This is a genomic window from Mycolicibacterium mageritense (assembly GCF_010727475.1).
Classification (GTDB): Bacteria; Actinomycetota; Actinomycetes; order Mycobacteriales; family Mycobacteriaceae; genus Mycobacterium; species Mycobacterium mageritense.
Genome location: NZ_AP022567.1, coordinates 7,867,253 through 7,891,385 on the forward strand (window position 1 = coordinate 7,867,253; position 24,133 = coordinate 7,891,385).

Sequence of the window (24,133 nt, forward strand, 5' to 3'; positions counted from 1 at the left end):
ACCGCGGCCGGGTCCGACACGCGGCGCAGCTGCAACCGAAGATGCTGCTCATGGACGTGAAGAACGACGACTTGAGACACAAGTGTGGTTTTCGTCACGTTCAGGAGAACGACATTCTCTAAGGAAAAGCTACCCGCGGGTAGCTGGTGGCTAGCACTCGTCGGTGCGTTCTTGACACCCGTCGAGTCAGGCCGTCGACCTGCGGTTACGCCCGTCGGCGGGGCGGCGCGCGGTACCCACGTGTACTCGCTTGTCGAGCTCACGCGCGACGAGTTCACTGGCCCGTTCCGCGGCGAGCCGGGGGTCGGCACCGGCTGCCCGATTGGCGACATAACAGGCCGTGAACATGTCACCCGCGCCCGTCGTCTGGACATCCATCACGCGCCACGCCGCGGGCACGCGGACCACCGTGCCCTCGAGATAGATCACGCAGCCTTCCGAGCCGTAGGTCACGACGATCTCCGGCACGCCGAGTCGCTCGGCGGTCGATGCGTCGAACTCCCCGTCGGCGACCACGACGGCTTCGTCCTCGGCGAGCTTGAGCACATCGAGGTGCGTCAGCAGATCGCGCGGAAAGTGCCGGTCCTCCACCAACGGGCCGAGGCTGTCCGCCCGCACCAGCCCCTGACCGTCATACGCGACGCGGTGCCCGCGGTCCGCCAGCACCGCAAGCGTCTCCGCGGGAAAATCGGTGCGCAGCAGCGGTGCCAGGTGCACCCATGTCGTCGTGGGGTCGGCGGCCGCGATGTCGTCGGCATCCCACACCGGGCCGATGGCCTCCACCGCCATGTGCCGGTGGTCGGTGTCGTCGTAGTCGAGTCGGAACGAACTCGTGACGTCGGACGGCAGGATCGCGACCATTCCGTCGAAGCGCTCCTGCAACGCGTCGAACAGCGCGTGATCGGCCTCGGCACCCATCGCGACGATCCGCCCGACGCCCCCGGCGGCTTCCAGCGCGACACCGGCGAACGACGCGCATCCACCGGGGCTCCGCGGGGCACCGTTGATGATGTCGATCGCCAGGTTGCCCAACACGGTGACGCCCGGGATCAACTCGTTGGGCATAGATCAGGTCTCTCGGTCGTGGTCTGGTTTGCGGCCGGCATATGAGCAAGACCGTGCGGCGAAATGGTAGCGGCAATGACTGTGAGCCGAGGACGCGGCAATCATGCAGGCACGTTGTAAGGGGTGATCACCTGGATCGGAGTGGGCCGCACCGGCTCGGCGGGCAGGGCGCCGTGTCGCTGCAGGATCACCCGGATGGCCAGCCTCGCGTCGGCCCGCAGATCGTTGTGCAGAACCACCGAAATCCGGCCGTCACGGAGCAGCCTGCGGTTGTCGGCGTCGAGATCGTGCGCGACGAACACCCGGCAGCCCCGTCCGAGCGCCTCGAACGCCGCGACCGTGGCCGTGTTGCCGCCACCGGGCGAGTAGACGGCCCGCACCGACGGATGCCGCTCGAGGGCGTCGAGCACGAGGCGTTCCACGGTGGCGTCGATGCCGTCGCTGTCGGTGACTTCGACGATCTCCCGGCCGGAGTTCCGCAGCCCGGACCGGAATCCCACCTCTCGTTCGCCCTCACCACGAAAGACCGTGCGACTCAACGTGATCAGCACGTCACCGGACTCCGTGCCGAGCCACTCGTTGACGAGGTAGGCAGCGGTCACCCCGGCACCGTGATTGTCGATCCCGACGTAGGCCTGCCGCGCGCTGCCGGGAATGTCGGTGGCATAGGTGACAACCGGGACTCCGGCCTCGACCAGACGGTCGACCGCCTCGACCACCGCCGGCTCGTCCTGCGCCTTGAGGATGACGCCGTGGCTGCCGCGGATGCCGGCCAGCACCTCGACCATGCGGTCCGCCGAGCCCGACTCCGAGAGGTGGAACCGGGCCCGCGGCATGGCGGGCGCGAACGTAGGCAACTCGGCCTCCACCGCGCTCCGGAAGGCGTCCGAGAACCGTTGCGGGGTCTGCATGACGACATCGATGAGGTATCGGCGACCGTTGAGCCGCAACTGCGCCCGCTGCTTGTCCAGGTCGGCGATGGCCTGATGCACCTCGGCGCGCGTGTTCTCCCGCACCCCGGGCCGGTTGTTGAGGACTCGGTCGACCGTGGCCTCGCTGAGCCCGCATTGCTGCGCGATCTCGCGGACCTTGTATCGGTGCGCCATGTAGAGGTGTCCCTTTCCCGGCCGAGCAGACGCATAGGTACCCGGGTAACGCAGTTACGGGGTACCGGAGTGACTGCTCGCCGAAAGAGGTGATGGTTTTTTGATGGATTTTTGCCGTTGATTGTGCCACAGAACACAGCAAGACTGTCAGCCATGACCGCGACATTGCGCACCGGGAACCGGGCCTGGATCGAGGATGCCGACTGCTCACTCGACGACTTCCGCGCCCAGGTCTCCCGCACCACCAACGCCTCCGACTACCCGTGCGCCTCCGACATCCGGCACAACGTGCCGGTGTACTCGGCTGCCACCGTGGCGGAGTGCGACCGTCGCGCACTGCAGACCGAACTGATCGGCGCGCTCGCCGACGGCCCGGGCGTGGTGGTGTTCGAAGGTGCCTTCGACGGTGATGTCGTCGACCGCGCGAGTGCGGCATTCACGGCGCTGATCGACGCCCAGCACGCCGAAGGTGCTGCCGCGGGTGACCACTTCGGCAAGGCCGGGGCCAACGACCGCATCTGGAACGCGCAGCAGAAGCTGGCGCTGCACTCCCCCGAGGTCTATGCCGAGTACTACGCCAACGACACCCTCGCCGTGATCTCGCAAGCCTGGCTGGGGCCGCGCTACCAGGTGACCTCTCAGGTCAATGTCGTCAATCCCGGTGGCGCCGCGCAGGTTCCGCACCGCGACTATCACCTCGGGTTCGTCAGCCCCGATCAGCTCGCCGCCTACCCGGCGCACATGCACAGGCTGTCACCCGCCCTGACGCTGCAGGGTGCGGTCGCCCACTGCGACATGCCGCTCGCGAGCGGGCCGACCATGCTGCTGCCCTACTCGCAAACCTTCGAGGCGGGTTACATCGCGTTCTACCGGCCCGAGTTCATCGAGTTCTTCGCGGACCGTCAGGTGCAGATCCCGTTGGGCAAGGGCGACGCGGTGTTCTTCAACCCCGCGCTGTATCACGGGGCAGGCACTAACACCTCGGCCGACATCCGCCGCATGGCGAACCTGCTGCAGATCTCGTCACCGTTCGGCCGCGCGATGGAATCACTCGACCGTGCCGCGATGATCCGCGCGGTCTACCCCGCGCTGCTGGCGATGCAGGCCGCCGGCCGCTCGGAGCGCGAACTCGCCAACGTCGTCACCGCGACCGCGGAGGGATACGCGTTCCCGACCAATCTCGACCGCGACCAGCCCATCGGCAGCCTCGCGCCGCCGAGCCAGGTCGACACCGTCCTGGCGGCACTGGCCGACGCGCTCAATCCCGCAGAACTCGACGTCATCCTCGACCAGCAGAACGAACGGAGAATCCCATGACCACGCTCGGCGTAATCGGATTGGGCCGCATCGGCGCCTTCCACGTCGACACGCTGTCCGGCCTCGACGGCATCGACGGCCTGGTGGTGGCCGACGAGCGACCCGAGATGGTTGCCGCAGTCGCCGCCAAACACGGTGCAAAACCTGCTGATTCGGTCGAAGACCTGCTTGATTCCGGGGTCGACGGCGTCGTGGTGGCGGCAGCCACGCCGGCCCACGCGGAGCTGACCCTTGCTGCCGTACACCGCGGGCTGCCGACGTTCTGCGAGAAACCGATCGCCTCGACCGCGGCCGAAAGCGCCCACGTCGCAGATGTCATCGCGCGGGCCGGCGTACCGGTCCAGGTGGGCTACCAGCGCCGGTTCGACGCCGCCTTCGCCGCGGCCAAACATGCCGTGGATTCGGGATCGCTGGGGCACCTGCACACGGTGCGCAGCACCACGATGGATCCCGCTCCCCCGCCCATGGAGTACATCAAGGGCTCGGGCGGAATCTTCCGCGACTGTGCGGTCCACGATTTCGATGTGCTGCGTTGGATCACGGGCCAGAACGCGGTGGAGGTGTACGCCACGGGAACCGTGCAGGGTGATCCGCGCTTCACCGAGTACGGCGACGTCGACACCGCGGCAGTCGTGGTGAAGTTCGACGGTGGCGCGATGGGCATCGTGTCGGCCGCACGCTACAACGGCCGCGGCTATGACTGCCGACTCGAAGTGCACGGCTTCAACGACACCGTGGTCGCGGGCTGGGATCAGGGCGCGCCGATGCGGAACATGGATCCCCGCAATGACTTTCCGGCCGGGCCCTACCACCACTTCTTCATGGACCGGTTCACCGACGCGTTCCGGGCCGAGCTGGCCGGGTTCGTCTCGGTGGTCAAGGGCGAGCAGATTCCCGGTGCCACTGTAGCCGACGCGGTCGAAGTGGCGTGGCTGGCCGAGGCCGCCACCGAGTCACTGCGCCGCGGCGCACCGGTGCGTATCGAGGAGGTTCGTAACGCATGAGCACGATGAAGATTGCGGGAGCCCCGATTTCGTGGGGTGTGTGCGAGGTGCCCGGCTGGGGCCACCAACTGCACCGTGACCGGGTGCTGTCCGAGATGCGCGAGACGGGGTTGACCGCGACGGAGCTGGGGCCCGACGGGTTCCTCCCCGCAGACACCCGAGAGCTCACCGGAGTCCTTGCTGCGCACGGTCTTTCCTGCGTCGGCGGATTCGTCCCGGTGGTGCTGCACGACGCCGCGCACGATCCCGCGGGTGATCTCTCGGGCCCGCTGGCCTCGCTGCGCGCGGCGGGCGCGGGTGTCGTCGTACTGGCCGCCGCCACGGGCGCCGACGGCTACGACTCACGTCCCGAACTCGACGACGAGCAGTGGGCCACCTTGTTGGCCAATCTCGATCGGCTCGCCGAGATCACCGCGGCGGCCGGACTGCTCGCCGTGCTGCACCCACACGTCGGCACCATGGTGGAGACGCACTCCGACGTGGACCGGGTGCTGGCCGGCTCGGCGATCCCGCTGTGTCTTGACACCGGCCACCTGCTGATCGGCGGCACCGATCCGCTGGAGTTGGCCAAGGCCGTGCCGCACCGCATCAAGCACACGCACCTCAAGGATGTGGACGCGGCCTTGGCCGCGCGCGTGCAGGCCGGCGAGATCAGCTACACCGACGCGGTGCGGGCCGGTATGTACACGCCGCTGGGCACCGGCGACGTCGACATCGCCGGCATCGTCTCGGTGTTGCGGGACAACGGCTTCGACGGGTGGTTCGTGATGGAACAGGACACCATCCTGACGGCCGAGCCCACCGACGAGGGGCCGGTGCGCGACGTGCTGACCAGCGTGGCCTACCTCAAGTCCGTGACGGCATGAGGATCGGCGTTCTGGGCGCTTCCCGGATCGCGGAGTTGGCGATCGTCGGTCCCGCGGCCGAACTCGGTCACCGGCTGGTGGCCGTGGCGGCCCGGGACCGCGGGCGCGCCGAGGCATTCGCAGGGAAGTACGGCGTGGAACGGGTGCTCGATTCGTACCAGGATGTGATCGACGACGCCGAGGTCGACGTGGTCTACAACCCGCTGGCCAACGCGTTGCACGCGCCGTGGAACCTGGCGGCCATCGCGGCGGGCAAGCCGGTGCTCAGCGAAAAGCCGTTCGCCCGCAACGCGGCCGAGGCGCGGCGGGTTGCCGACGCGGCACAGGCATCCGGTGTCCCGGTGCTGGAGGGATTTCACTACGCATTCCACCCGGTGACGCAGACCGCGTTCGAGCTGGCCGCCGACGGCACACTCGGGGAGATTCGCTCCGTCGAGGTCCGGATGGCGATGCCCGCGCCAAGCCCCGATGACCCGCGGTGGTCCCTGGGGCTGGCCGGCGGAGCGGTGATGGATCTGGGATGCTACGCCGTGCACATCATGCGCACCCTCGGGCGCCTGGACGTGCCGGGCGTGGCGGGTGCACCGTCGGTGCTGCGGGCGCACGCCGAGCAGCGCGGCCCCGGCGTGGACGCCCGCTGTGATGCCGAGTTCTCATTCCCGGGCGGAGCCCGCGGACTGTCGACCAATTCGATGGTGGCCGATGACTATTCGTTCACCTTGCGGATCACCGGCACCGACGGTGACGCGTTCGTGCATGATTTCATCCACCCCGCCGAGGATGACCGGCTGTCGGTGACCACCTCCGCCGGCACCACGGTGAAGCATCTGGGCACGCGGCCGAGTTACAGCCACCAATTGGAGGCGTTCGCCGCAAGCGTCGAGCACGGCACACCCCTGCCGTTCGACACCGACGACGCGGTGGCCAACATGGCGTTGGTCGACGCGGTGTACCGGGCGGCGGGCTTGCCGGTGCGCTAGGTGGTCGCGAACGCCTCCCGATTGGTCAGCAGAAATTCCCGCAGGGTGACCGGCTCCCGGCCGGTGATTTCACGGAAAGCGTCCGGATCGGCCGGAAGGGTCCGGCCGCTCTGGGCCACCATTTGTCCAACTGCCGAAATATGCTGCGCCATAGCGGCATTGACCGTCTCGGCACGCGTCGCCTGGGACAGCGCGAGCAGATCATCGCGCCACTGGTCCTGCCCGATGGGTTCGTAGCGGATCGTGCCGGCCGAGGATTCGGTCAGCAGATCGGCGATCTCGACATGGCTGTACTCCTCGGAGCCTTTGGCGAAGTACACGGTGTCGGTGAACCGTTCGGGGTGCAGCAGGGCGGCCAGCGCCAACTCCGCGGCGTCGCACCCGCCGATCCACGCGATCTTCCCAAGGCCGAACGAGTTGCGGATGACTGCGTGCTCGCGCACCGAACGACCGTGCAGGACAAGCAGATTCTCGTGGAACAAGGCCGCGACCCGCAGGATCAACAGATCGAGGCCGGCCCAGTCCAATATTTGCTCTGCCAGCCATTGGGCACGCCCCAGGTTCGATGGGCTGTCCGGATGTGCGGGCCCCATCGACATCACCACGGTCCGCGGCGAGCGGCCCACCTCCCGCACCGCGGCGGCGTAATTCGACGCCGCGGTCACCACGCCGGAGTCGATCGGATACGTGAAGTAGGCCAGGTCGACATCGGCGAGAGCCAGTACCAGGGTGCGGCGATCATGGAGGTCGCCGACCGCGATCTCGGCACCCAGCGCCGCAAGCCGCTCGGTTCGCTCACTGCGCCGGCGGGTCAGGATCCGGACCGGGTGGCCCGCCTCCCGGAGTCGGCGCACGAGGTGTTCCCCGGTGTTGCCGTGACGCCCGGTGGCGCCGGTGATGAGGATCGGGTTGGTCACAATGAGTTCCTCTCGTCGTGGTGATCTCAGTCGAAGGTGAACAGGACTTTCCCGCCGCGTTGCGTTGTCTGAGCGTGCTGGAAGGCCTTGCGATAGTCGTTCAGCTGGTAGGTAGCTTCGATGGGAACGTGGAGTTGGCCATCGGCCATCAGGCCGGCCAAGTGGCCCAGAACGGCCCGGATTTCGCGCGTCGGCGCCCGAAAGTACCAGTTGCCGAGCCAAAATCCGGTGTGGCGGATTTCGCGCTGGAACAGGTCGGCCGACGTCAACCCCGCAGACGCAGCGGTCAGAGTGCCGTAGCTGACGACGGACCCACCGAATTCCAGCGCGGAGGTCAACGGGGCCGCGGCCGTACCGCCCAGCGGGTCGAGCACCAGGCGCAGGTTCTCCTCGCCCAGTTCCCTGGTGATGTCCGCCGCGAGATCCGGTCCGCTGACCAACACGACATCTCCCCCGGCGCGACGCACGTCGTCGACGGCGTCGGCGCGCCGAACGACGTTGAGCGTCTTGATGCCACGCCGCTTGGCCAGCGTGATCACGTGCCGTCCGACCGCGGAGTTGGCGGCGGTTTGCCCCACCCAGTCTCCGATCTCCAGGGGCGTGATCTTCTCCAACAACAGGTGGGCGGTCACCGGGTTGATGGACAACATCGCCAACTGGGCGGGATCCCGCCCCGGCACCAGGACGACATCTTCTTCGGCCGCAACCACTTTCTGTGACCACGTGCCGTACTTGAAGGTGGGCAGGACGATGACGCGCCGTCCGACGAGGGCGCCGTTCACACCCGGCCCGGTCGCCTCGACGATGCCGACGCCCTCGGCGCCGACGGTGGCGGGTAGGGCGGGACGAGCGAGGTAGCGACCCGCGATCAACAGCAGATCGGAGGGATTGATCGCCGCGGCTTCCATCCGAACCACCACGTGGCCCGGTCCCGGGGCCGGATCCGCGCCGTCGACCAGCTGAAGGCATTCCTGGGGATCTCCGAATTCGGTCAGTACCAGATGCTGCATGGGGTCAGTCCTCCCGCGAGTAAAAATATTGGGTGGTCAGGGATTTCGCACCGCGGTCGCCGGATCACGGGACGTCACGCGCAGGCCGGTGAAGCGGAGTGACACCAGCGGGAGCTGCGACCGTGGTTGCCAGAGGTCATCGCGCAGGTAGGCCCGCCGAATCGTCGGGATCTTCAAGCCGTCGACGTCCACGTAGTCTTCGATGTACTGGATCACGGGGATACGGCCCGCGATGTCGAGGTGGTAGCCATGCCGGGCCAGCAGCAGATCCGGCCCGAAGAAGAACTGTTGGTGTCGGCAGTGACTGGGCAGGCCGGCGGGCAAGGTCGCGCCCAGGCCGACAAGGCGTCGGCCGCCGGAGCCGATCGGCTCGATGGCGTGCGTGTGGACCCCGGACAGCGTCAGCAGGAACGGAAGATTCAGGTAGTTCCACAGTGCATAACCGCTGAAATACCCCCGCTGCAACGGGTTCCACGGGCTTTCAAGGACGTGTCCGGCGAAGGTATCCCGCACGTTGCGCCGCCGGGACAGCTCGGTGCCGTCCTCGGAGACCAGCGCGGTGCCGTCCGCGGTGAATTCGACATGCGATGTTTCGCCGGCCGGCCACACTGCCGCCCAGACGTCCCGCATAGCGACGGCGATCTCCCGCTTCGACCGGCCGGGCATCTTCTTGATCTCGAACAGCGACCCGCTGCTTTCCAGCGTGCCCAGCACCTGTTGGCCGGCCTGCCAACGGTCCAGTCCGCCAGCTGCATTCACGATGTCGTCGAGCAATGCCATGTGCCCTCCCCGGTGCCGGTGTACCGCGTGTCAGATCACCATCACCCGCTGAGTATAGTTTTGTCAACCCAGACTCACGACATGGAGGAACGATGACCGCCGAGCCCACCCACGCCCACATCGACGGCTGGGGCCAGAAACGAACCAAGACCGTCAGCTGGCACGATCCCGCACCGGCCACCGCGATCGGCCTGTCGATGGCCGGGATCGATTACCTGAACGCGGTGATCGACGGCACCCTGTCCCCGCCACCGATCGCCGGATTGCTGGCGTTCACCATGACTTCGGCGGAGCCCGGACGCGTGGTGTTCACCTGCACGCCCGACGAATCCGCATACAACCCGATCGGCTCCGTACACGGCGGACTCGTGTGCACGCTGCTCGATTCTGTGACGGGCTGCGCCGCGCACAGCGCGCTACCCCAGGGCAAGGGCTACACCTCGATCGAGATCAAGGTGAACTACCTCAAGCCTGTTCGCGCGGGTATCGGTGAGCTGACGGCGACCGGCACCCTGGTCAAGTCCGGTGCGCGCGTCAGCTTCGCCGAGGGTGTCGTCTCCGATGCCGCCGGCGCGGTCGTCGCGACGGCATCCAGCTCGCTGCTGATCTTCGATCTCTGAGCCACGTCTACCTGAACCCCCGCCAGCTCACCGCGGCGCGGCAGTCGAGCTGCGCACGACGAGTTTGGGTTCACACACCAGGTCCACGCGACCACTCGTCGTGTCGATACGTTCGACGGCGCGGCTCACGGCGAGTTCGGCCAGTTGAGCGGTGTCCTGGCCGACGGTGGTCAGGTCGACGTGCGCCAGGCCCGCAAGCGGGCTGTCGTCGAACCCGATGACCGACACGTCCTGCGGTATCCGGACGCCCGCCCGGATGGCGACGTCGATGAAACCCAGCGCGCAGCGATCGTTGAACGCGAATACCGCGGTGGGCAGAGGGGGGTGTTCAAGCAGCCGGGTCGCGGCGGCCGCACCATCCCGTTCGGTGATGCCGCCGGCGGCGATCGTCGCTTCGATGCCCGCCGCGGCGGTGGAGGCGCGAAAGCCTTTGCGGCGCTCTGCCGCACCAGGTGCCCGTCCACCGTCGAGATAGGCGACAGCCGTGTGTCCCAGATCGGCCAGGTGATCCACCGCGAGGGTCGCCCCGAACGCATCGTCGCTGCGGACGGCGTCAACGCCGCGGACTTTGCGCGCGACCACCGTGACCGGCAGCCGGGTATCGATTTCCACCAGTTCCCGCGCGGGCAACCCGGAACCGATCAGCACGAGCGCCTCGACCCGGTCGTCGAGCAGGGTCCGCACCGCACGAACCTCGTTGTGGTGCGGCGTGACACAGCTCAGCAGCACGTCATAGCCGCGCATCTCTGCCGCCCGGTAGACGCCGTCGACCAGCCCGGCATGGAACTCCTGGCCCGCCGTGAACACCACGCCCAGCAGATTGCTGCGCTGTGACCGCAGCATCCGCGCGCGCGGGTCCGGCCGGTAACCGATCTCGTTGGCCGCACGCCGCACGCGCTCACGGGTGGCCTCACTGGCCCCCGGCGCGTCGCGCATCACGATCGACACCAACGCCCGCGAAACACCCGCGCGTTGCGCCACGTCATGGAGAGTTGGCCGATCCCGCATGCGGCCAGTCTAGAACGTTCTAGAGAAATCTTGACGAATGCACTCCGCGACCGCTTTACTCGTCTCGGCACTAGAACGTTCTAGAATATCGGGAGTCCTCATGTCGGATCAGTTGCGCTTCGGCCTCATCGGAACGGGGTGGATCGGCCGCTTCCATGCCGAGTCGCTGGCCGGCCGGGTTCGCGGCGCCACACTCGTGGCAGTCGCGGATCCGAATCTCGAAGCGGCACAGTCGATAGGTGCACCCCGCTCCTATGCCGACCCGGCTGACCTGATCGCCGACCCGGCAGTGGATGCCGTCGCCATCAGCTCCCCCGCCGCAACGCACACCGAGCTGGTGGTGGCGGCCGCACGGGCCGGCAAGCACGTGTTCTGCGAGAAGCCGATGGCGCTGACCCTCGACGACGCCGACCGCGCGATCGGGGCTGCCGCCGACGCCGGGGTAGCCCTGCAGGTCGGGTTCAACAGACGCTTCGCCACCGACTTCGCCACGGTCCACGCGGCCATCACCGCGGGCACAATCGGCACCCCCCAGATGCTGCGGTCGCTGACCCGCGACCCGGGCATCTCGGCCGAGGTGGCCGCCCGGGTCAAGCCGTGGACGATCTTCAACGAGACCTTGATCCACGATTTCGACACGCTGTGCTGGCTCAACCCGGGCGCGCGGGTGACCGAGGTCTACGCGCAGGCCGACGCGTTGATCCACCCGCAGTTCGCCGATGCCGGGTTCCTGGACACCTCGGTGGTCCAAATGCGCTTCGACAACGGCGCGTTCGCCATCGCGGAAGCCAGCTTCCAGGCCGTCTACGGCTACGACGTGCGCGGTGAGATCTTCGGTTCCAACGGCGTACTACTGGCGGGCCGCGAACCCGCGCAAGCCGGCCGACTCAACACCGAATTGTTCCACGACGCGTACGTCGCACAGTTCGCCCATTTCGTCGACTCGGTACGGGCAGGCACCACGCCGTCGGTCACGGGCCACGACGCCCGGGTCGCTCTCGAAATCGCCTTGGCAGCAGCACAGTCCGTCCGGACCGGAGCACCGGTGACACTGGCCGGAGTACCCGCATGACGTTCGAGCTGGCCGTGTGCGCCGAGATGGTGTTCACCGACCTCGACATCGTCGAGCGGGTCCGACGAATTTCCAGCCTCGGATTCGCGGTGGAGATCTGGGGTTTCGCCGACAAAGATCTCCTTGCCCTCGCCGCGACAGGCGCCCGCTTCTCGTCTATGACGGGCTACCTGCACGGCGACCTCTACGATCCCGATGGGGCCCGCGAGGTCGTCCGCACCGCACGCGAGGCCGTCAAAGCTGCTGCGGTCCTCGGCGTTCCGCGCCTCGTGGTGCACCCTGGCGAGCTCGTCGACGGCCAGGCCGCGCGCCCGCAGTACCGCGCGACCGGCGACATGTGGCTCTCCGCGCTGCGCGGTCTCGAATCCCTCGGCGAACTGGGCGCCGAGGCCGGCGTCACGTTCTGCCTGGAGAACCTCAACACCATCGTCGATCACCCAGGGGTACCGCTGGCCCGCGCGAAGGACACCTTGGCCCTCGTCGAGGCTGTCGGACATCCCAACGTCAAGATGATGCTCGATCTCTACCACGCCCAGATCGGCGAGGGCAATCTCGTCGAGCTGGTACGTCGGGCCGGGGCCGCGGTCGGCGAGATCCAGGTCGCCGACGTGCCGGGCCGCTGCGAACCCGGCACCGGCGAGATCCACTACCCGGCCGTGGCAAAGGCGTTGCGGGACAGCGGCTATACCGGGCCGGTCGGCATGGAGGCCTACGCGGCCGGCGACAGTGTCGCTGCCCTCGAGGCGTTCCGCACGGCCTTCTCCTGACGCGCCGAAACTACGGTTCTTGCGGGAATTCGGCCCAGATCCCGCCACAAAGCGTAGTTTCGGCGCGGTTGTGGGCTCAATACCGGACAGCACTGGCCAGCAGCGGCGGGTAGACACCGGACGGCTGACCGTCGACCGTGGTGCCCGCGAACTGCAGTGTCGTTCGCATCGCGCCGTTCAAGTCCGCGGGGTAGTTCAGCGTGGGAGCCGAGACCTCGTCGAGGCGCTTGAGCTGCTGAGCCTGCAGCTCGATGTCGAGCCCGGCCAGGTTCGACTCCAGGTGCGCCAACCGCCTGGCACCGATGATGGGCACGACCGTGCCGGTGCGCGCCCGCAACCACGCCAGCGACACTGCAGCCGACGAGGTTTGGAGTTCATCGGCGATGTCGGCGACCACCTCGATGACGGCGTACTCGTCGTCGCTCGGACCTCCGACGTAGGCGGCGCGAGCCGAATCCGCGACGTCTGCGCCGCGCCGGTACTTGCCCGACAAGAACCCGTTCTTCAACGGGCTCCACGGCACCAGCGCCATGCCCTGGTCGAGCGCCAGCGGCGCCAGTTCTCCCTCGACCGTGCGGGCCAGCAACGAGTATTCGACCTGCAGTGCGATCAGCGGAGTCCAGCCCCGCAGCACTGCCATGGTTTGCGCCTGGGCGGTGACCCAAGCGGGCGTGTTGGAGAACCCGATGTAGCGGATGGTGCCCGCGCGGACCAGATCGTCGAGCGTGCGCATGGTCTCTTCGATCGGGGTGTGCCGATCCCAGTTGTGCAGCCAGTACACGTCGAGGTAGTCGGTTTGCATGCGGCGCAAGGTCTCGTGCAACTGCGCGATGATCGACGACCGGCCGGCGCCGCCACCGTTCGGATCCCCGGGGAACAGATTGGTGAAGAACTTCGACGCCAGCACGACGCGGTCACGGCGGCCGGGGCTGCGGGCGAAGAAATCGCCAAGGATCCGTTCGGAATGTCCGTTGGTGTAGAAGTTGGCTGTGTCGATGAAGTTGCCGCCGCGCTCCAGATACGCGGCGAGGATGCGCTCCGACTCCTCGACACTGGTTCCCGCGGCACCGGGATCCTCTCCGAACGTCATCGCACCGAGCGCGAACGGACTGACGCGCAGGCCGGATCGACCGAGGGTGACGTAGCTGTCCAGCGACATGGAATTGCTCCTTCTTGTAGCAGAATTGGATATCTACATCGAAGCTCCACGGTGGCAGGCACGGTAGACCGATCCTCGCCGGATCTTGCACGATCCTGCTCAATTCGCGCATATCCGGCTATCCACCGCCTTCTCGGATGGTTAGGTGAGGTCATGCGAACCGCAGCCGATTCCCTCGCCGAGATCCGCGGGCTGATCGACACGCACGCTCGCCCCGACCTGAGCACGCCCATAGACGGCCTGCTGCTGTCGAAGGTCGCGGGCCCGCAAAGCCCGGACTACTCGCTGACCGAACCGCTGCTGGTCGTCATGGCCCAGGGCGGCAAACGACTGCTGCTCGGCGACGAGGTGTTCGAATACCGGGCCGGGCAATACCTGCTCGTCGCCGCAAGCCTGCCTGTCACGGGTCACTACCTGGCCACGACTGCGACGCATCCGTCTCTGGCGATGGGACTGGTGCTGCGCCCGGCCGCCCTGGCAGCACTGATACTGCACGCACCGCCCGAATCCTGGTCCCGCGCAGCCGCTCCCGCGATCGCCACGGGCGATGCCGACGCGGACCTGCTCGATGCCGTGGCCCGGTTGCTGCGCCTCCTCGAGCGTCCCGCAGATGCCCCGGTACTCGCACCGCTGATCGAACAGGAGATCCTGTGGCGCGCGCTGACCGGCAGGCACGGCGCCACGGTGCGCCAGATCGGCATTGCCGACAGCCATCTGTCACACATCAACCGGGCGATCGGCTGGATGCGGGACAACTTCGCCGAACCCATCCGGACAGAACAACTCGCCGAGATGTCCGGCATGAGTGTCTCGGCGTTCCACCGGCAGTTCCGCGCCGTGACCGCCATGAGCCCCTTGCAGTTCCAGAAGCGGATCCAGCTGCAGCAGGCGCGATCCCTGCTGCTCGCCGATCCCGGTGACGTCGCCGGGATCGGTCACCGCGTGGGCTACGACAGCCCCTCACAGTTCAATCGCGAATACCGCCGGATGTTCGGCGCACCCCCGGGTCAGGACGCGGCGCGGATGCGCACCGCCGGGGTGTCGGTGGACCCGACACACTTCCCGTGATTCCGTCACGCCGCTGCACACACCTGCGCACAATTGCGGGATGCCAGAGGCTTCCTTTCCACGCGGCGGCTGGGGTCGTGACGACCTCTCCCCTGTGTTCAAGCCGGTTTTCGCGTTCGCCGCGTCGCCGTTCGGGTCGAAAGTGATCCGGGCCGTCGTTCCGCTCGACGAGCGCGTGGTCAACCGCACCAAGGGCCGGTTCTCGCTGTTCGGGCCGTTGTCGATGCCTGAACTGCTGTTGACCACCACGGGCCGCAAATCGGGTCAGCCACGCACCACCGTGCTCAGCTACGTCCACGGCGACATCCGGCTATTGGTGTTGGGCAGCAACTTCGGACAGCGACGTCATCCGTCATGGTCGACAAATCTGGTGGCCGATCCCCGGGCATCGGTATCGATGGCGGGACAAGATATCCCGGTCACCGCGACGCTGCTCACCGACGGCGAACGCGATGCGGCTCTGCAACGGTTTCTGGCATACCCGATGTACCGGGCCTACCAGACCCGCACGGATCGTGATCTGCGGGTGTTCGCCTTGACGCGTCGCTGACTGGGCACGCTGGACCGGGTACGAACGTGCGCGGGCTGCCACCCGATTACGGCGCGGCGAGCAACAGACCCGCACGCTCGCGCGGTTGGACAGTCCGAAACGCTACTTGCGGCCCAGTTCGTGGCTCAGCGCCTCGAGTTCGTTGCCGCCCGCCATCTCCTGCGTGAGGTGTTCCAGCGTGATCTCGTCGTACGTGCAGTCCAGCTTCTGCCTGCCGCGGTTGAGCAACACGAAGTGGTCCCCCACCATGTGCGCGTGGTGCGGGTTGTGGGTGATGAAGATGACACCGAACCCCTGCTCCTTGGCCGCGGTGATGTAGCGCAGCACCATGCCGGATTGCTTGACGCCCAGTGCGGCGGTGGGCTCGTCGAGGATCAGCACCCGGGCGCCGAAGAAGATGGCCCGCGCGATCGCGACGCACTGACGCTGACCACCCGACAGCGACCCGATGGGCGCGTCGACATCGGGCAGGTCGATACCCATCTTGTGCAGTTCGGAGATGGTCGTCGCACGCATCGCGGAGATGTCGAGCGATTTGAAGATGCCCTTCTTGCGCAACTCGTTGCCGAGGAAGAAGTTGCGCCACACCGGCATCAAGGACACCACCGCGAGATCCTGGTACACCGTGGCGATGCCGGCGTTGAGCGAATCCTTGGGCGACTCGAACACCGTGGCCTTGCCGTCGATGAGCAGTTCGCCCTCGGTCGGCTTGTGCAGCCCGGCGATGATCTTGATCAGGGTCGACTTGCCCGCACCGTTGTCACCGAGCACGCCGGTCACCTCGCCGGCACCGACCCGCAGGTTGATGTCCGCCAGGGCGATGATGTTTCCGTAGCTCTTGCCGACGTGTTTGAGTTCGACAAGCGGGGTTTCGCCGCCCGACGGGGTCTCGGCGATCGGGGCTTCCGCAGTTGTGCTCATCTACTTACCTTTTCGCTGCGTAGTTGCGGACGACGTTGTTGGCGATCACCGCGAACAGCAGCATCGCGCCGAGGAAGAACTTGAACCAGTCCGGGTTCCACCCCGCGTAGACGATGCCCTGGTTGGTCATGCCGAAGATGAACGCGCCGATCAGGGTGCCGATGGCGGTTCCGTAACCACCTGTCAACAGGCAGCCGCCGACCACGGCCGCGATGATGTAGAAGAACTCGTTGCCGATACCCTGACCGGACTGCACGGTGTTGAACGCGAACAACAGGTGCATGCCGACGAACCAGGCGCAGAAGCTGACGACCATGAACAGGCCGATCTTGACCTTGGTGACCGGCACACCGACTGCGCGGGCACTGTCCTGATTGCCGCCGACCGCGAAAATCCAGTTCCCCACCCGGGTCTTGAACAACACATAGGTGGCGAGTGCGGTGAACAGGATCCACCACACCACGGTGATCCGCACCGAAACCCCGAACACCGTAAACGACGACGCGAACACTGCCCGGCCGGAATCGAAGCCCTGCATGTCCGATACGCTGGGGGTCGCTACCTGCCCCGAAAGCAGCTTGGTCACTGCGAGATTGATGCCCGTCAGCATGAAGAACGAGCTGAGCGTGATCAAGAACGACGGAATCTTGGTCTTCATCACCATGTAGCCGTTGAAGAACCCGACGGCCAGCGCGATGACCAACGCGAGCGCCGCACCGGTCCACAGATTGAGGTGCAGGTTGTAGCTCAGCATCGAGGCGGCCAGCGACGCCGTGGTGACCGCGACGCCCGACGACAGATCGAACTCACCGCCGATCATCAGCACGCCCACCCCGACGGCCATGATGCCGATCGTCGAGCTCGCGTACAGCACGGTCGCGAGTGCCTCCGGGGTACGGAACGGCGGAGCCACGATGAGGAACAGCACGAAGATGCCGATCGCGCCGATCGCCGCGCCCATCTCGGGGCGGATCAGCAAGCGCTGCAGCTTGTTCTGTTCCTTGACGCGTTCGTCTCGGACGACCTTGTGGGTCTCGAGATTGAGGTCTGCCTGGGTAGTCATGTCTAGCGTGTCCCGTTCTTCGCGTACTCGGCCACCGCATCGATGTTGGTCTTGTCGATGAACGACGGCCCGGTGAGCGTCGGCTGGTTACCGCCGATCACGTTTCCGTTGTTGAGGTAGAGCCACAGCGAATCGACCGCGAGGTAGCCCTGAAGGAACGGCTGCTGGTCGACGGCCCATTGGACGTCGCCGTTCTGGATGGCGTCGACCAGTGCGGCATTGGTGTCGAAGGTCGCGACCTTCGCCTTGCTGCCCGCGTTCTTCACCGACTGCACCGCGGTGAGTGCGAACGGCGCACCGAGAGTCAGGACCGTGTCGATGCTCGGATCCTGTTGGAGCTTGGCGGTGATGGTCGATTCGACCGACGGCATGTCCTTGCCGTTGACGTTGAGCACCTCGACGGCCGGGAAGGTGTTCTTGACGCCTGCACACCGGGCTTCGAGGTCGACGTGGCCCTGCTCCTGGATGACGCAGATGACCTTCTTGGCGCCCTCCGCGGCCAAGCGCCTCCCGGCTTCCTGGCCGGCGATGTAGCCGTCCTGGCCGAAGTACTCCTTGACGCCCAGCTTCTGCCACGCGTCGAGGCCTGCGTTGAACGCGACCACCGGAATCCCCTTGGCGGTGGCGTTCTCGATGGCCGGCTTCATGGCGTCAGGCTTGGCCAGGGTCACCGCGATGCCCTTGACCCCGCTGTCGATCGCAGTCTGCACGAGGTTCGCCTGGTTGGGCGCCTCGGGGTCGTTCGAGTAGCGCAGTTCGATGTTGTCCTTCTTTGCCGCGGTCTCGGCGCCCTTGCGCACCAAGTCCCAGAAGGAGTCGCCCGGCACCTCGTGGGTGATCATCGCGATGGTCACCCGCGGGGTGTCAGCCGTGCCGCCACCCATGCCGCCGCCGTTGCTCTGCGGCTTTCCGCCGGTGCTGGAACACGCGCCCAACGCGAGCACGCCCGCCGCAGCTACCGCCGCGAGCCGAGTGAACCTCATTGCTTCTCCTTGTCATCGACCTCACCGCGGTTGCCTGTGCGTCCTGGGCTCCAGTGACAAGCGACACGGCCTCGCAGATGATGTAATACCGCTCACATCTGAATGTCAAGACTTTGTTCGGACATTAGGACTGCATATCAAACCAGCGTCGCGTCGACAACGCGGACGAGCCTCCGCCGAGTACCGCGGAGGCCTCACGAAACACGCTGGAACAGAACCTTTTTGATGCCTAGCGGTCGACCAGCGTGGTGTCGAAGTAGTACCGCGAGGCACGGTAGGCATGGCTGCCATACTCGACGATGCGCCCAGAGTCGTCGAACGCGGTACGTTCCATGACCAGCAGTGGCGCCTTCGGCTTCTCGTCGAGCAGTTTGGCCTCGTCGCGATCGGCAGCCTTGGCACCGATACGCTGCCGGGCCAGCCGGATGTGGACGCCGCGCGAGCGCAGCGACTGGTAGAGACCGGACCGTTCGAGCTCATCGCGATCCGGAGCGATGGCCGCGGGCAGGTGGTTCGTCATGAGGGCCAACGGCTGGCCACCCGACGTGCGCAGCCGGCGCATCGTGACCACTTCACTGCCCGGCTCAAGGTTCAGCCGTTCGGCGATCTCGTCGGGCGCCGGCCCCACCGTGTATTCGAGCACCCGGGTGGCAGGCTCCTGGCCCGCCCGCGCCAGGTCGTCATACAGGCTCGTGAGCTCGACGGGGCGGTGCACCGGGGTCTGGACCACCTGGGTGCCGACGCCGCGTTTGCGCACGAGCAGTCCCTTGTCGACGAGTTCCTGGATCGCGCGGCGCGTGGTGGGGCGCGACAGGTTGAGCCGGCTGGCCAGCGCCAGTTCGTTCTCGAAACGGTCACCCGGCTTGAGTTGTCCGTCCAGGATTGCCTTTTCGAACACCTGCGCAACCTGGAAGTACAGCGGTATGGGACTCGAACGGTCGAGCTCGACGGACAACGTCGGGGTCACGCTCACTCCAATCCTCGCATGCTCCGCGGGCGGTTCGCCGGAAGTGATTGTTCAGCGTACATGCTTATGACTGAAAGTAAGAATGTCCGAACAAAGTCTTGACAGCACGCGGTGACGGGGAGCACAGTCGACACCGACACCAGGCGCGCCCGGCGCCGCCCAAAACGCACATACGCACATACGCACATACGCACACCGCACTCGGGAGTCAGTCGTGACCGACAACGCCAACCAGCCTTTCGACGTCATCGCCATCGGACGCAGTGGCGTCGACGTGTACCCACTACAGGTCGGGGTGGGACTCGAGCAGGTGCAGTCGTTCGGGAAGTTCCTCGGTGGCAGCGCCGCCAACGTCGCTGTCGCCGCTGCGCGGTTGGGCAATCGCACCGCATTGATCTCCGGCGCGGGCGATGACCCGTTCGGCCGGTTCGTGCGCGACGAACTCGCCCGGCTTGGCGTCGACAATCGGTTCGTCAGTACACACGGCGAGTACCCCACTCCGGTGACGTTCTGCGAGATCTTCCCACCCGACGACTTCCCGCTGTACTTCTACCGCAAGCCCTCTGCCCCGGACCTGCAGATCCAGCCCGACGAGATCGACGTCGACGCCGTGCGCGGCGCTCGCCTGTACTGGTCTACCGTGACCGGTCTGTCCGAAGAGCCCAGCCGCAGCGCGCATTTCGCAGCGTGGGCTGCCCGCTCGCGGGCCCCGCTGACGGTCTTGGACCTCGACTACCGACCGATGTTCTGGGAATCCCCCGCCGCAGCCACCGAACAGGTTCAGCGTGCCCTGCAGCACGTCACCGTCGCGGTGGGCAACCGCGAGGAATGCGAGATCGCCGTCGGAGAGTCCAATCCCCGCAAGGCCGCCGACGCCCTGCTGGACCTCGGGGTCGAGCTCGCGATCGTCAAGCAGGGGCCGCGCGGCGTGCTCGGCAAGACCAAGCACAGCTCGGTCACCGTGCCGCCCAACGAGGTCGATGTCATCAACGGGCTCGGTGCCGGTGATGCGTTCGGTGGCAGTCTGATTCACGGGCTCCTGCACGACTGGCCGTTGGAGAAGACCCTGCGCTACGCCAATGCCGCGGGAGCCATCGTCGCGTCCCGTCTCGAATGCTCGACGGCCATGCCGACAGCGGCCGAGGTTGCCGATCTTGCCGAACAAACCGCCGTGGAGGCCGTCAATGTCTAACCCTGTGTGCCGGAGCTACGCCGAGATCACCGAAGTGCGGGCGGCCGATCCCGCGGCGGTGGCGACGGCCTGGCAGAACCGCACGACCCGGCCCACGGTGCGGGGCGACGGCAACCTGATGATCGTCGCCGCCGACCACCCGGCGCGCGGAGCGCTCGCCGTCGGTTCCCGGCCGACCGCGATGAACAGCCGCATCGACCTGCTGGACCGGTTACGCACCGCGCTGGCCGATCCCGGCGTCGACGGTGTGCTCGCCACGTCCGACATCCTCGACGACCTCGTGCTGCTCGGCGCGCTCGAAGACAAGGTGGTGTTCTCGTCGTTCAACCGCGGCGGGCTGGCCGGCGCGGCGTTCGAACTCGACGACCGCATGACCGGCGCCACCGCGGCTTCGACCGCTGCCGCGAAGATGAACGGCGGAAAGATGTTGTGCCGCATCGATCTCGATGATCCCGGGACGGTGTCCACCATGGTGGCGTGCGCGCAGGCCATCGACGCTCTCGCCGCGGCCGGGCTGATCGCGATGCTCGAACCGTTCCTGTCGACCCGCGTCGACGGCAAGGTGCGCAACGACCTGTCCCCCGACGCCGTGATCAAATCCGTGCACATCGGCCAAGGCCTCGGATCCACGTCGGCCTACACCTGGATGAAGCTGCCGGTGGTACCCGAGATGGATCGCGTCATGGAGTCCACGACCATGCCGACATTGCTGCTCGGCGGTGATCCGACCGACCCCGACGAGGCATTCGCGAGTTGGGAGAAGGCACTGACGCTGCCGTCGGTGCGCGGGCTGATCGTCGGCCGCACGCTGCTCTATCCCGCCGACGACGACGTCGCCTCGGCGGTCGCGACCGCAGTGAAGATGGTGAGGTGAGCATGAACAGCAAGTGGTACATCCCGGCCCGCAGCGCCACGGCCCCCTACACGGTCGACGTCACCCCCGAGTCGGCCGGCTGGGCCGAATCTTCGCTGCAGGTCGTCGAACTCGCGGAGTCCGGCTCGATCGCACTGGCCACCGGCCAGACCGAGGTGATGATCCTCCCCCTCGCGGGCGGCGGCACAGTCGAGTGCGGCGGGACGACGTTCGAACTCACGCCGCGCGGATCGGTGTTCGACGGGCCCGCCGACATGGTCTACCTCGGCATCGACCAGCCCTACACGCTGACCGGTCACGGCCGCATCGCGATCTGCGGGGCCCGCGCCAAACGGTCGTTCCCCAACCGTCGGGTCGCCGCGGCCGATGTGGCCGTCGAACTGCGCGGGGCGGGCAACTGCAGCAGGCAGGTGCACAACTTCGGCACCGCGACCGCGTTCGAGGCCGACTCGCTGATCGCGTGCGAGGTCATCACTCCCGGTGGCAACTGGTCGAGCTACCCGGCGCACAAGCACGACGAGGACACCGAGGTGGAGACCCAGCTGGAGGAGATCTACTACTTCGAGATCGACGACAGTCCCGCGGGTACACCGGGGTTCGGCTACCACCGGGTGTTCGGCACGCCGCAGCGGCCGATCGAGGTGCTTGAAGAGGTGCGCAGCGGCGACGTCGTCCTGGTGCCGCACGGTTACCACGGACCGTCTATCGCAGCACCCGGGCACCACATGTACTACCTCAACGTGATGGCCGGCTCCGGTCCCAACCGGGCGTGGCTGATCTGTGACGACCCGAACCACACCTGGCTGCGGGGCAGCTGGGAACACCAGGAAATCGACCCCCGGCTGCCGTTCGGCACCGGCTCTCGCGAAGGAGCCTGATCCGTGGTATCCACCGCACCGAAGTCGACAGAGAAGCTGGTCGACACCGAGGCCACCGTGCGACTCACGGTGGCCCAGGCCACGATTCGCTTCCTGGCCAATCAGTACGTGGAACGCGACGGCGAGCGAGCCAAGTTCTTCGCCGGTTGCTTCGGCATCTTCGGCCACGGCAACGTGGCCGGGCTGGGGCAAGCGCTCCTGCAGGACGAGGTGGAAGCACACGAGGCCGGCCGGGAACCCGGGCTCAAGTACGTGCTGGGCCGCAACGAACAAGCCATGGTGCACAGCGCCGTCGCCTACGCCCGGCAGAAGGACCGGCTACAGGCGTGGGCCGTGACCGCCAGTGTCGGACCCGGCTCCACCAACATGCTCACCGGCGCCGCGCTGGCCACCATCAACCGCCTGCCGGTGCTGCTGCTGCCTGCCGACACGTTCGCGACCCGGGTCAGCGCGCCGGTGTTGCAGGAACTCGAGCTGCCGTCGTCGGGCGATGTCACGGTCAACGACGCGTTCAAACCGCTGTCCCGGTACTTCGATCGCGTCTGGCGGCCCGAGCAGCTGCCCGCGGCCCTCCTCGGTGCCATGCGCGTGCTCACCGATCCCGTCGAGACCGGCGCCGCGACGGTCGCCATTCCGCAGGATGTGCAGGCCGAGGCGCACGACTGGCCGGAATCGCTGTTCGCCGAACGCACCTGGCACGTGGCCCGCCCGCTGCCCGAGCGCGCGGTGATCGCGCGGGCCGCCGAGGTGATCCGGGCGGCCGCCAAGCCGCTGATCGTCGCCGGTGGCGGCGTCATCTATTCCGGAGCCTCGGATGCGCTCGCGGCCTTCTGCGAGCAGACCGGCATCCCGGTCGGTGAGAGCCAGGCCGGCAAAGGATCGCTGCCGTTCGACCATCCGCAGGAGGTCGGTGCGATCGGGTCGACCGGCACCACCGCCGCCAACGCGCTTGCGTCGGAGGCCGACGTCGTGATCGGGATCGGCACCCGGTACAGCGATTTCACGTCGGCATCGCGCACGGCGTTCAACAACCCCGACGTTCGGTTCGTCAACATCAATGTGGCGTCGCTGGATTCGGTCAAACAGGGCGGCATCAGTGTGGTGTCGGACGCCCGGGAGGCCCTCGAGGCGCTGGCCACGGCCGTGGGCGACTACACCGTGAGCGCCGAATACCGGGCCCGCACCACCGAACTCGCCAAGGAGTGGAACGACACCGTTTCGTCGGTGTACGCGACGTCCGACGACGGCGCGGCGCTGAACCAGAACCAGGTGATCGGCCTGGTGAACACGCTCTCGGATCCGCGGGACGTGGTGGTGTGCGCAGCCGGATCGATGCCCGGAGACCTGCACAAGCTGTGGCGGACCCGGGATCGCAAGGGCTACCACGTCGAATACGGCTACTCGTGCATGGGTTACGAGATCGCAGGCGGTATCGGCGTTCGGATGGCGGCGCCCGACCGCGACGTGTTCATCATGGTCGGTGACGGCTCGTACCTCATGATGGCCACCGAGCTGGTCACCGCGGTGCAGGAGAGCGTCAAGGTCATCCCGGTGCTGGTGCAGAACCACGGATTCGCTTCGATCGGTGGGCTTTCCGAATCCGTCGGCTCCCAGCGGTTCGGCACCGCGTACCGATACCGCAGCCCCGATGGGCGACTCGACGGCGCCAAGCTCCCGGTGGATCTGGCCGCCAACGCCGCGAGCCTGGGCGCCGACGTCATCAAGGTCAGCACGGCAGCCGAGTTCGCCGACGCGGTCAAGGTCGCCAAGGCCGCCGAACGCACGACGGTGATCCACGTCGAAACCGACCCGATGGTCTTCGCACCCGACAGCCACTCGTGGTGGGATGTCCCGGTCAGTGAAGTGTCCAGCCTGGAGTCGACCCGGGCCGCCTACGAACGATACGCGGACTGGAAGAAAGTCCAACGCCCCCTTGTCAATCCGTCAGATCGCTAAAGGAAATCCA

The 24,133-nt window shown here is 67.0% G+C and carries 24 protein-coding genes; 13 read left to right on the forward strand and 11 right to left on the reverse strand.

Translation table 11 applies throughout. The features are described from left to right. Positions 1 to 186: 186 nt before the first annotated feature. Both G6N67_RS38005 and G6N67_RS38010 read right to left on the reverse strand, forming a co-directional pair. Complete coding sequence (locus tag G6N67_RS38005) at positions 187 to 1,065, reverse strand: PfkB family carbohydrate kinase (protein WP_051579305.1); 879 nt, start codon at positions 1,063 to 1,065, stop codon at positions 187 to 189. Positions 1,066 to 1,166: 101 nt separating this feature from the next. Next, positions 1,167 to 2,171 (reverse strand): LacI family DNA-binding transcriptional regulator, encoded by a 1,005-nt coding sequence (locus G6N67_RS38010; protein ID WP_036442599.1) that lies wholly within the window; start codon positions 2,169 to 2,171, stop codon positions 1,167 to 1,169. A gap of 153 nt (positions 2,172 to 2,324) precedes the next feature. Here G6N67_RS38010 and G6N67_RS38015 point away from each other — a divergent pair, with 153 nt between their 5' ends. Genes G6N67_RS38015 through G6N67_RS38030 form a run of 4 tightly spaced genes read left to right on the forward strand, consistent with a single transcriptional unit; the run spans position 2,325 to position 6,338 of the window. After that, positions 2,325 to 3,488, forward strand: a complete 1,164-nt coding sequence (locus tag G6N67_RS38015; protein ID WP_036442597.1) for a phytanoyl-CoA dioxygenase family protein — start codon at positions 2,325 to 2,327, stop codon at positions 3,486 to 3,488. Then, entirely contained in the window at positions 3,485 to 4,492 is a 1,008-nt protein-coding gene (locus tag G6N67_RS38020) for a Gfo/Idh/MocA family protein (protein ID WP_036442595.1), read from the forward strand. Before G6N67_RS38015 ends, G6N67_RS38020 begins: the two co-directional genes overlap by 4 nt. Further along, positions 4,489 to 5,358, forward strand: a complete 870-nt coding sequence (locus G6N67_RS38025) for a sugar phosphate isomerase/epimerase family protein (protein WP_036442593.1) — start codon at positions 4,489 to 4,491, stop codon at positions 5,356 to 5,358. The genes G6N67_RS38020 and G6N67_RS38025 overlap by 4 nt, the downstream gene beginning before the upstream one ends. Beyond that, positions 5,355 to 6,338 carry a Gfo/Idh/MocA family protein gene (locus G6N67_RS38030; RefSeq protein WP_036442591.1) on the forward strand — a complete coding sequence of 328 codons (984 nt, stop codon included), beginning with the start codon at positions 5,355 to 5,357 and terminating at the stop codon, positions 6,336 to 6,338. Before G6N67_RS38025 ends, G6N67_RS38030 begins: the two co-directional genes overlap by 4 nt. On the opposite strand, the gene G6N67_RS38035 is transcribed toward G6N67_RS38030, so the two are convergent. Genes G6N67_RS38035 through G6N67_RS38045 form a run of 3 tightly spaced genes read right to left on the reverse strand, consistent with a single transcriptional unit; the run spans position 6,335 to position 9,045 of the window. Then, positions 6,335 to 7,255, reverse strand: coding sequence for an NmrA family NAD(P)-binding protein (locus tag G6N67_RS38035; protein WP_230021855.1), 921 nt, complete (start codon positions 7,253 to 7,255; stop codon positions 6,335 to 6,337). The genes G6N67_RS38030 and G6N67_RS38035 overlap by 4 nt on opposite strands. Positions 7,256 to 7,281: 26 nt before the next feature. Continuing rightward, positions 7,282 to 8,265, reverse strand: coding sequence for a zinc-dependent alcohol dehydrogenase family protein (locus G6N67_RS38040; RefSeq protein ID WP_036442589.1), 984 nt, complete (start codon positions 8,263 to 8,265; stop codon positions 7,282 to 7,284). A 36-nt stretch (positions 8,266 to 8,301) separates the two neighbouring features. Further along, positions 8,302 to 9,045: a hypothetical protein gene (locus tag G6N67_RS38045; protein WP_051579304.1), complete on the reverse strand. Its 744-nt coding sequence runs from the start codon at positions 9,043 to 9,045 to the stop codon at positions 8,302 to 8,304. A gap of 92 nt (positions 9,046 to 9,137) precedes the next feature. Here G6N67_RS38045 and G6N67_RS38050 point away from each other — a divergent pair, with 92 nt between their 5' ends. After that, on the forward strand, positions 9,138 to 9,665 hold the full coding sequence (locus G6N67_RS38050) for a PaaI family thioesterase (RefSeq protein WP_051579303.1): 528 nt from the start codon (positions 9,138 to 9,140) through the stop codon (positions 9,663 to 9,665). A 27-nt stretch (positions 9,666 to 9,692) separates the two neighbouring features. Here G6N67_RS38050 and G6N67_RS38055 read toward each other — a convergent pair whose 3' ends face one another. After that, complete coding sequence (locus G6N67_RS38055) at positions 9,693 to 10,673, reverse strand: LacI family DNA-binding transcriptional regulator (protein WP_036442587.1); 981 nt, start codon at positions 10,671 to 10,673, stop codon at positions 9,693 to 9,695. Positions 10,674 to 10,773: 100 nt separating this feature from the next. On the opposite strand from G6N67_RS38055, the gene G6N67_RS38060 reads away from it, so the two are divergent. Both G6N67_RS38060 and G6N67_RS38065 read left to right on the forward strand, forming a co-directional pair. Then, entirely contained in the window at positions 10,774 to 11,745 is a 972-nt protein-coding gene (locus tag G6N67_RS38060) for a Gfo/Idh/MocA family oxidoreductase (RefSeq protein WP_036442585.1), read from the forward strand. Beyond that, positions 11,742 to 12,512 carry a TIM barrel protein gene (locus tag G6N67_RS38065; RefSeq protein WP_036442583.1) on the forward strand — a complete coding sequence of 257 codons (771 nt, stop codon included), beginning with the start codon at positions 11,742 to 11,744 and terminating at the stop codon, positions 12,510 to 12,512. The genes G6N67_RS38060 and G6N67_RS38065 overlap by 4 nt, the downstream gene beginning before the upstream one ends. A 76-nt stretch (positions 12,513 to 12,588) precedes the next feature. Here G6N67_RS38065 and G6N67_RS38070 read toward each other — a convergent pair whose 3' ends face one another. After that, the gene (locus G6N67_RS38070) at positions 12,589 to 13,671 is read right to left on the reverse strand and encodes an aldo/keto reductase (protein WP_036442581.1); all 1,083 of its coding nucleotides are present in this window, start codon (positions 13,669 to 13,671) and stop codon (positions 12,589 to 12,591) included. A 153-nt stretch (positions 13,672 to 13,824) separates the two neighbouring features. Between G6N67_RS38070 and G6N67_RS38075 the strand changes: the two genes are divergently transcribed. Both G6N67_RS38075 and G6N67_RS38080 read left to right on the forward strand, forming a co-directional pair. Then, positions 13,825 to 14,739, forward strand: coding sequence for an AraC family transcriptional regulator (locus tag G6N67_RS38075; protein WP_036442579.1), 915 nt, complete (start codon positions 13,825 to 13,827; stop codon positions 14,737 to 14,739). A 40-nt stretch (positions 14,740 to 14,779) separates the two neighbouring features. Next, entirely contained in the window at positions 14,780 to 15,289 is a 510-nt protein-coding gene (locus G6N67_RS38080) for a nitroreductase family deazaflavin-dependent oxidoreductase (protein ID WP_036442578.1), read from the forward strand. 102 nt (positions 15,290 to 15,391) lie between these two features. On the opposite strand, the gene G6N67_RS38085 is transcribed toward G6N67_RS38080, so the two are convergent. From G6N67_RS38085 to G6N67_RS38100, 4 genes are all read right to left on the reverse strand, one after another. Beyond that, positions 15,392 to 16,210, reverse strand: a complete 819-nt coding sequence (locus tag G6N67_RS38085) for an ATP-binding cassette domain-containing protein (protein WP_036442576.1) — start codon at positions 16,208 to 16,210, stop codon at positions 15,392 to 15,394. Positions 16,211 to 16,214: 4 nt separating this feature from the next. Then, positions 16,215 to 17,273: an ABC transporter permease gene (locus G6N67_RS38090; protein WP_036442574.1), complete on the reverse strand. Its 1,059-nt coding sequence runs from the start codon at positions 17,271 to 17,273 to the stop codon at positions 16,215 to 16,217. Between the two features lie 2 nt (positions 17,274 to 17,275). After that, a complete protein-coding gene (locus G6N67_RS38095; protein WP_036442572.1) occupies positions 17,276 to 18,256 on the reverse strand; it encodes a sugar ABC transporter substrate-binding protein in 981 nt (326 codons plus the stop codon). Positions 18,257 to 18,485: 229 nt separating this feature from the next. Beyond that, the gene (locus G6N67_RS38100) at positions 18,486 to 19,223 is read right to left on the reverse strand and encodes a GntR family transcriptional regulator (protein WP_036443323.1); all 738 of its coding nucleotides are present in this window, start codon (positions 19,221 to 19,223) and stop codon (positions 18,486 to 18,488) included. 214 nt (positions 19,224 to 19,437) lie between these two features. Between G6N67_RS38100 and iolC the strand changes: the two genes are divergently transcribed. The 4 genes from iolC to iolD are packed head-to-tail and all read left to right on the forward strand — an operon-like array spanning position 19,438 to position 24,123. Then, the gene (gene iolC, locus G6N67_RS38105; protein ID WP_036442570.1) at positions 19,438 to 20,415 is read left to right on the forward strand and encodes a 5-dehydro-2-deoxygluconokinase; all 978 of its coding nucleotides are present in this window, start codon (positions 19,438 to 19,440) and stop codon (positions 20,413 to 20,415) included. Next, complete coding sequence (locus tag G6N67_RS38110) at positions 20,408 to 21,289, forward strand: Cgl0159 family (beta/alpha)8-fold protein (RefSeq protein WP_036442567.1); 882 nt, start codon at positions 20,408 to 20,410, stop codon at positions 21,287 to 21,289. The genes iolC and G6N67_RS38110 overlap by 8 nt, the downstream gene beginning before the upstream one ends. A 2-nt stretch (positions 21,290 to 21,291) precedes the next feature. After that, the gene (gene iolB / locus G6N67_RS38115) at positions 21,292 to 22,167 is read left to right on the forward strand and encodes a 5-deoxy-glucuronate isomerase (protein WP_036442565.1); all 876 of its coding nucleotides are present in this window, start codon (positions 21,292 to 21,294) and stop codon (positions 22,165 to 22,167) included. A 3-nt stretch (positions 22,168 to 22,170) separates the two neighbouring features. Beyond that, positions 22,171 to 24,123 (forward strand): 3D-(3,5/4)-trihydroxycyclohexane-1,2-dione acylhydrolase (decyclizing), encoded by a 1,953-nt coding sequence (gene iolD, locus G6N67_RS38120; protein WP_036442563.1) that lies wholly within the window; start codon positions 22,171 to 22,173, stop codon positions 24,121 to 24,123. Positions 24,124 to 24,133 lie beyond the last annotated feature (10 nt).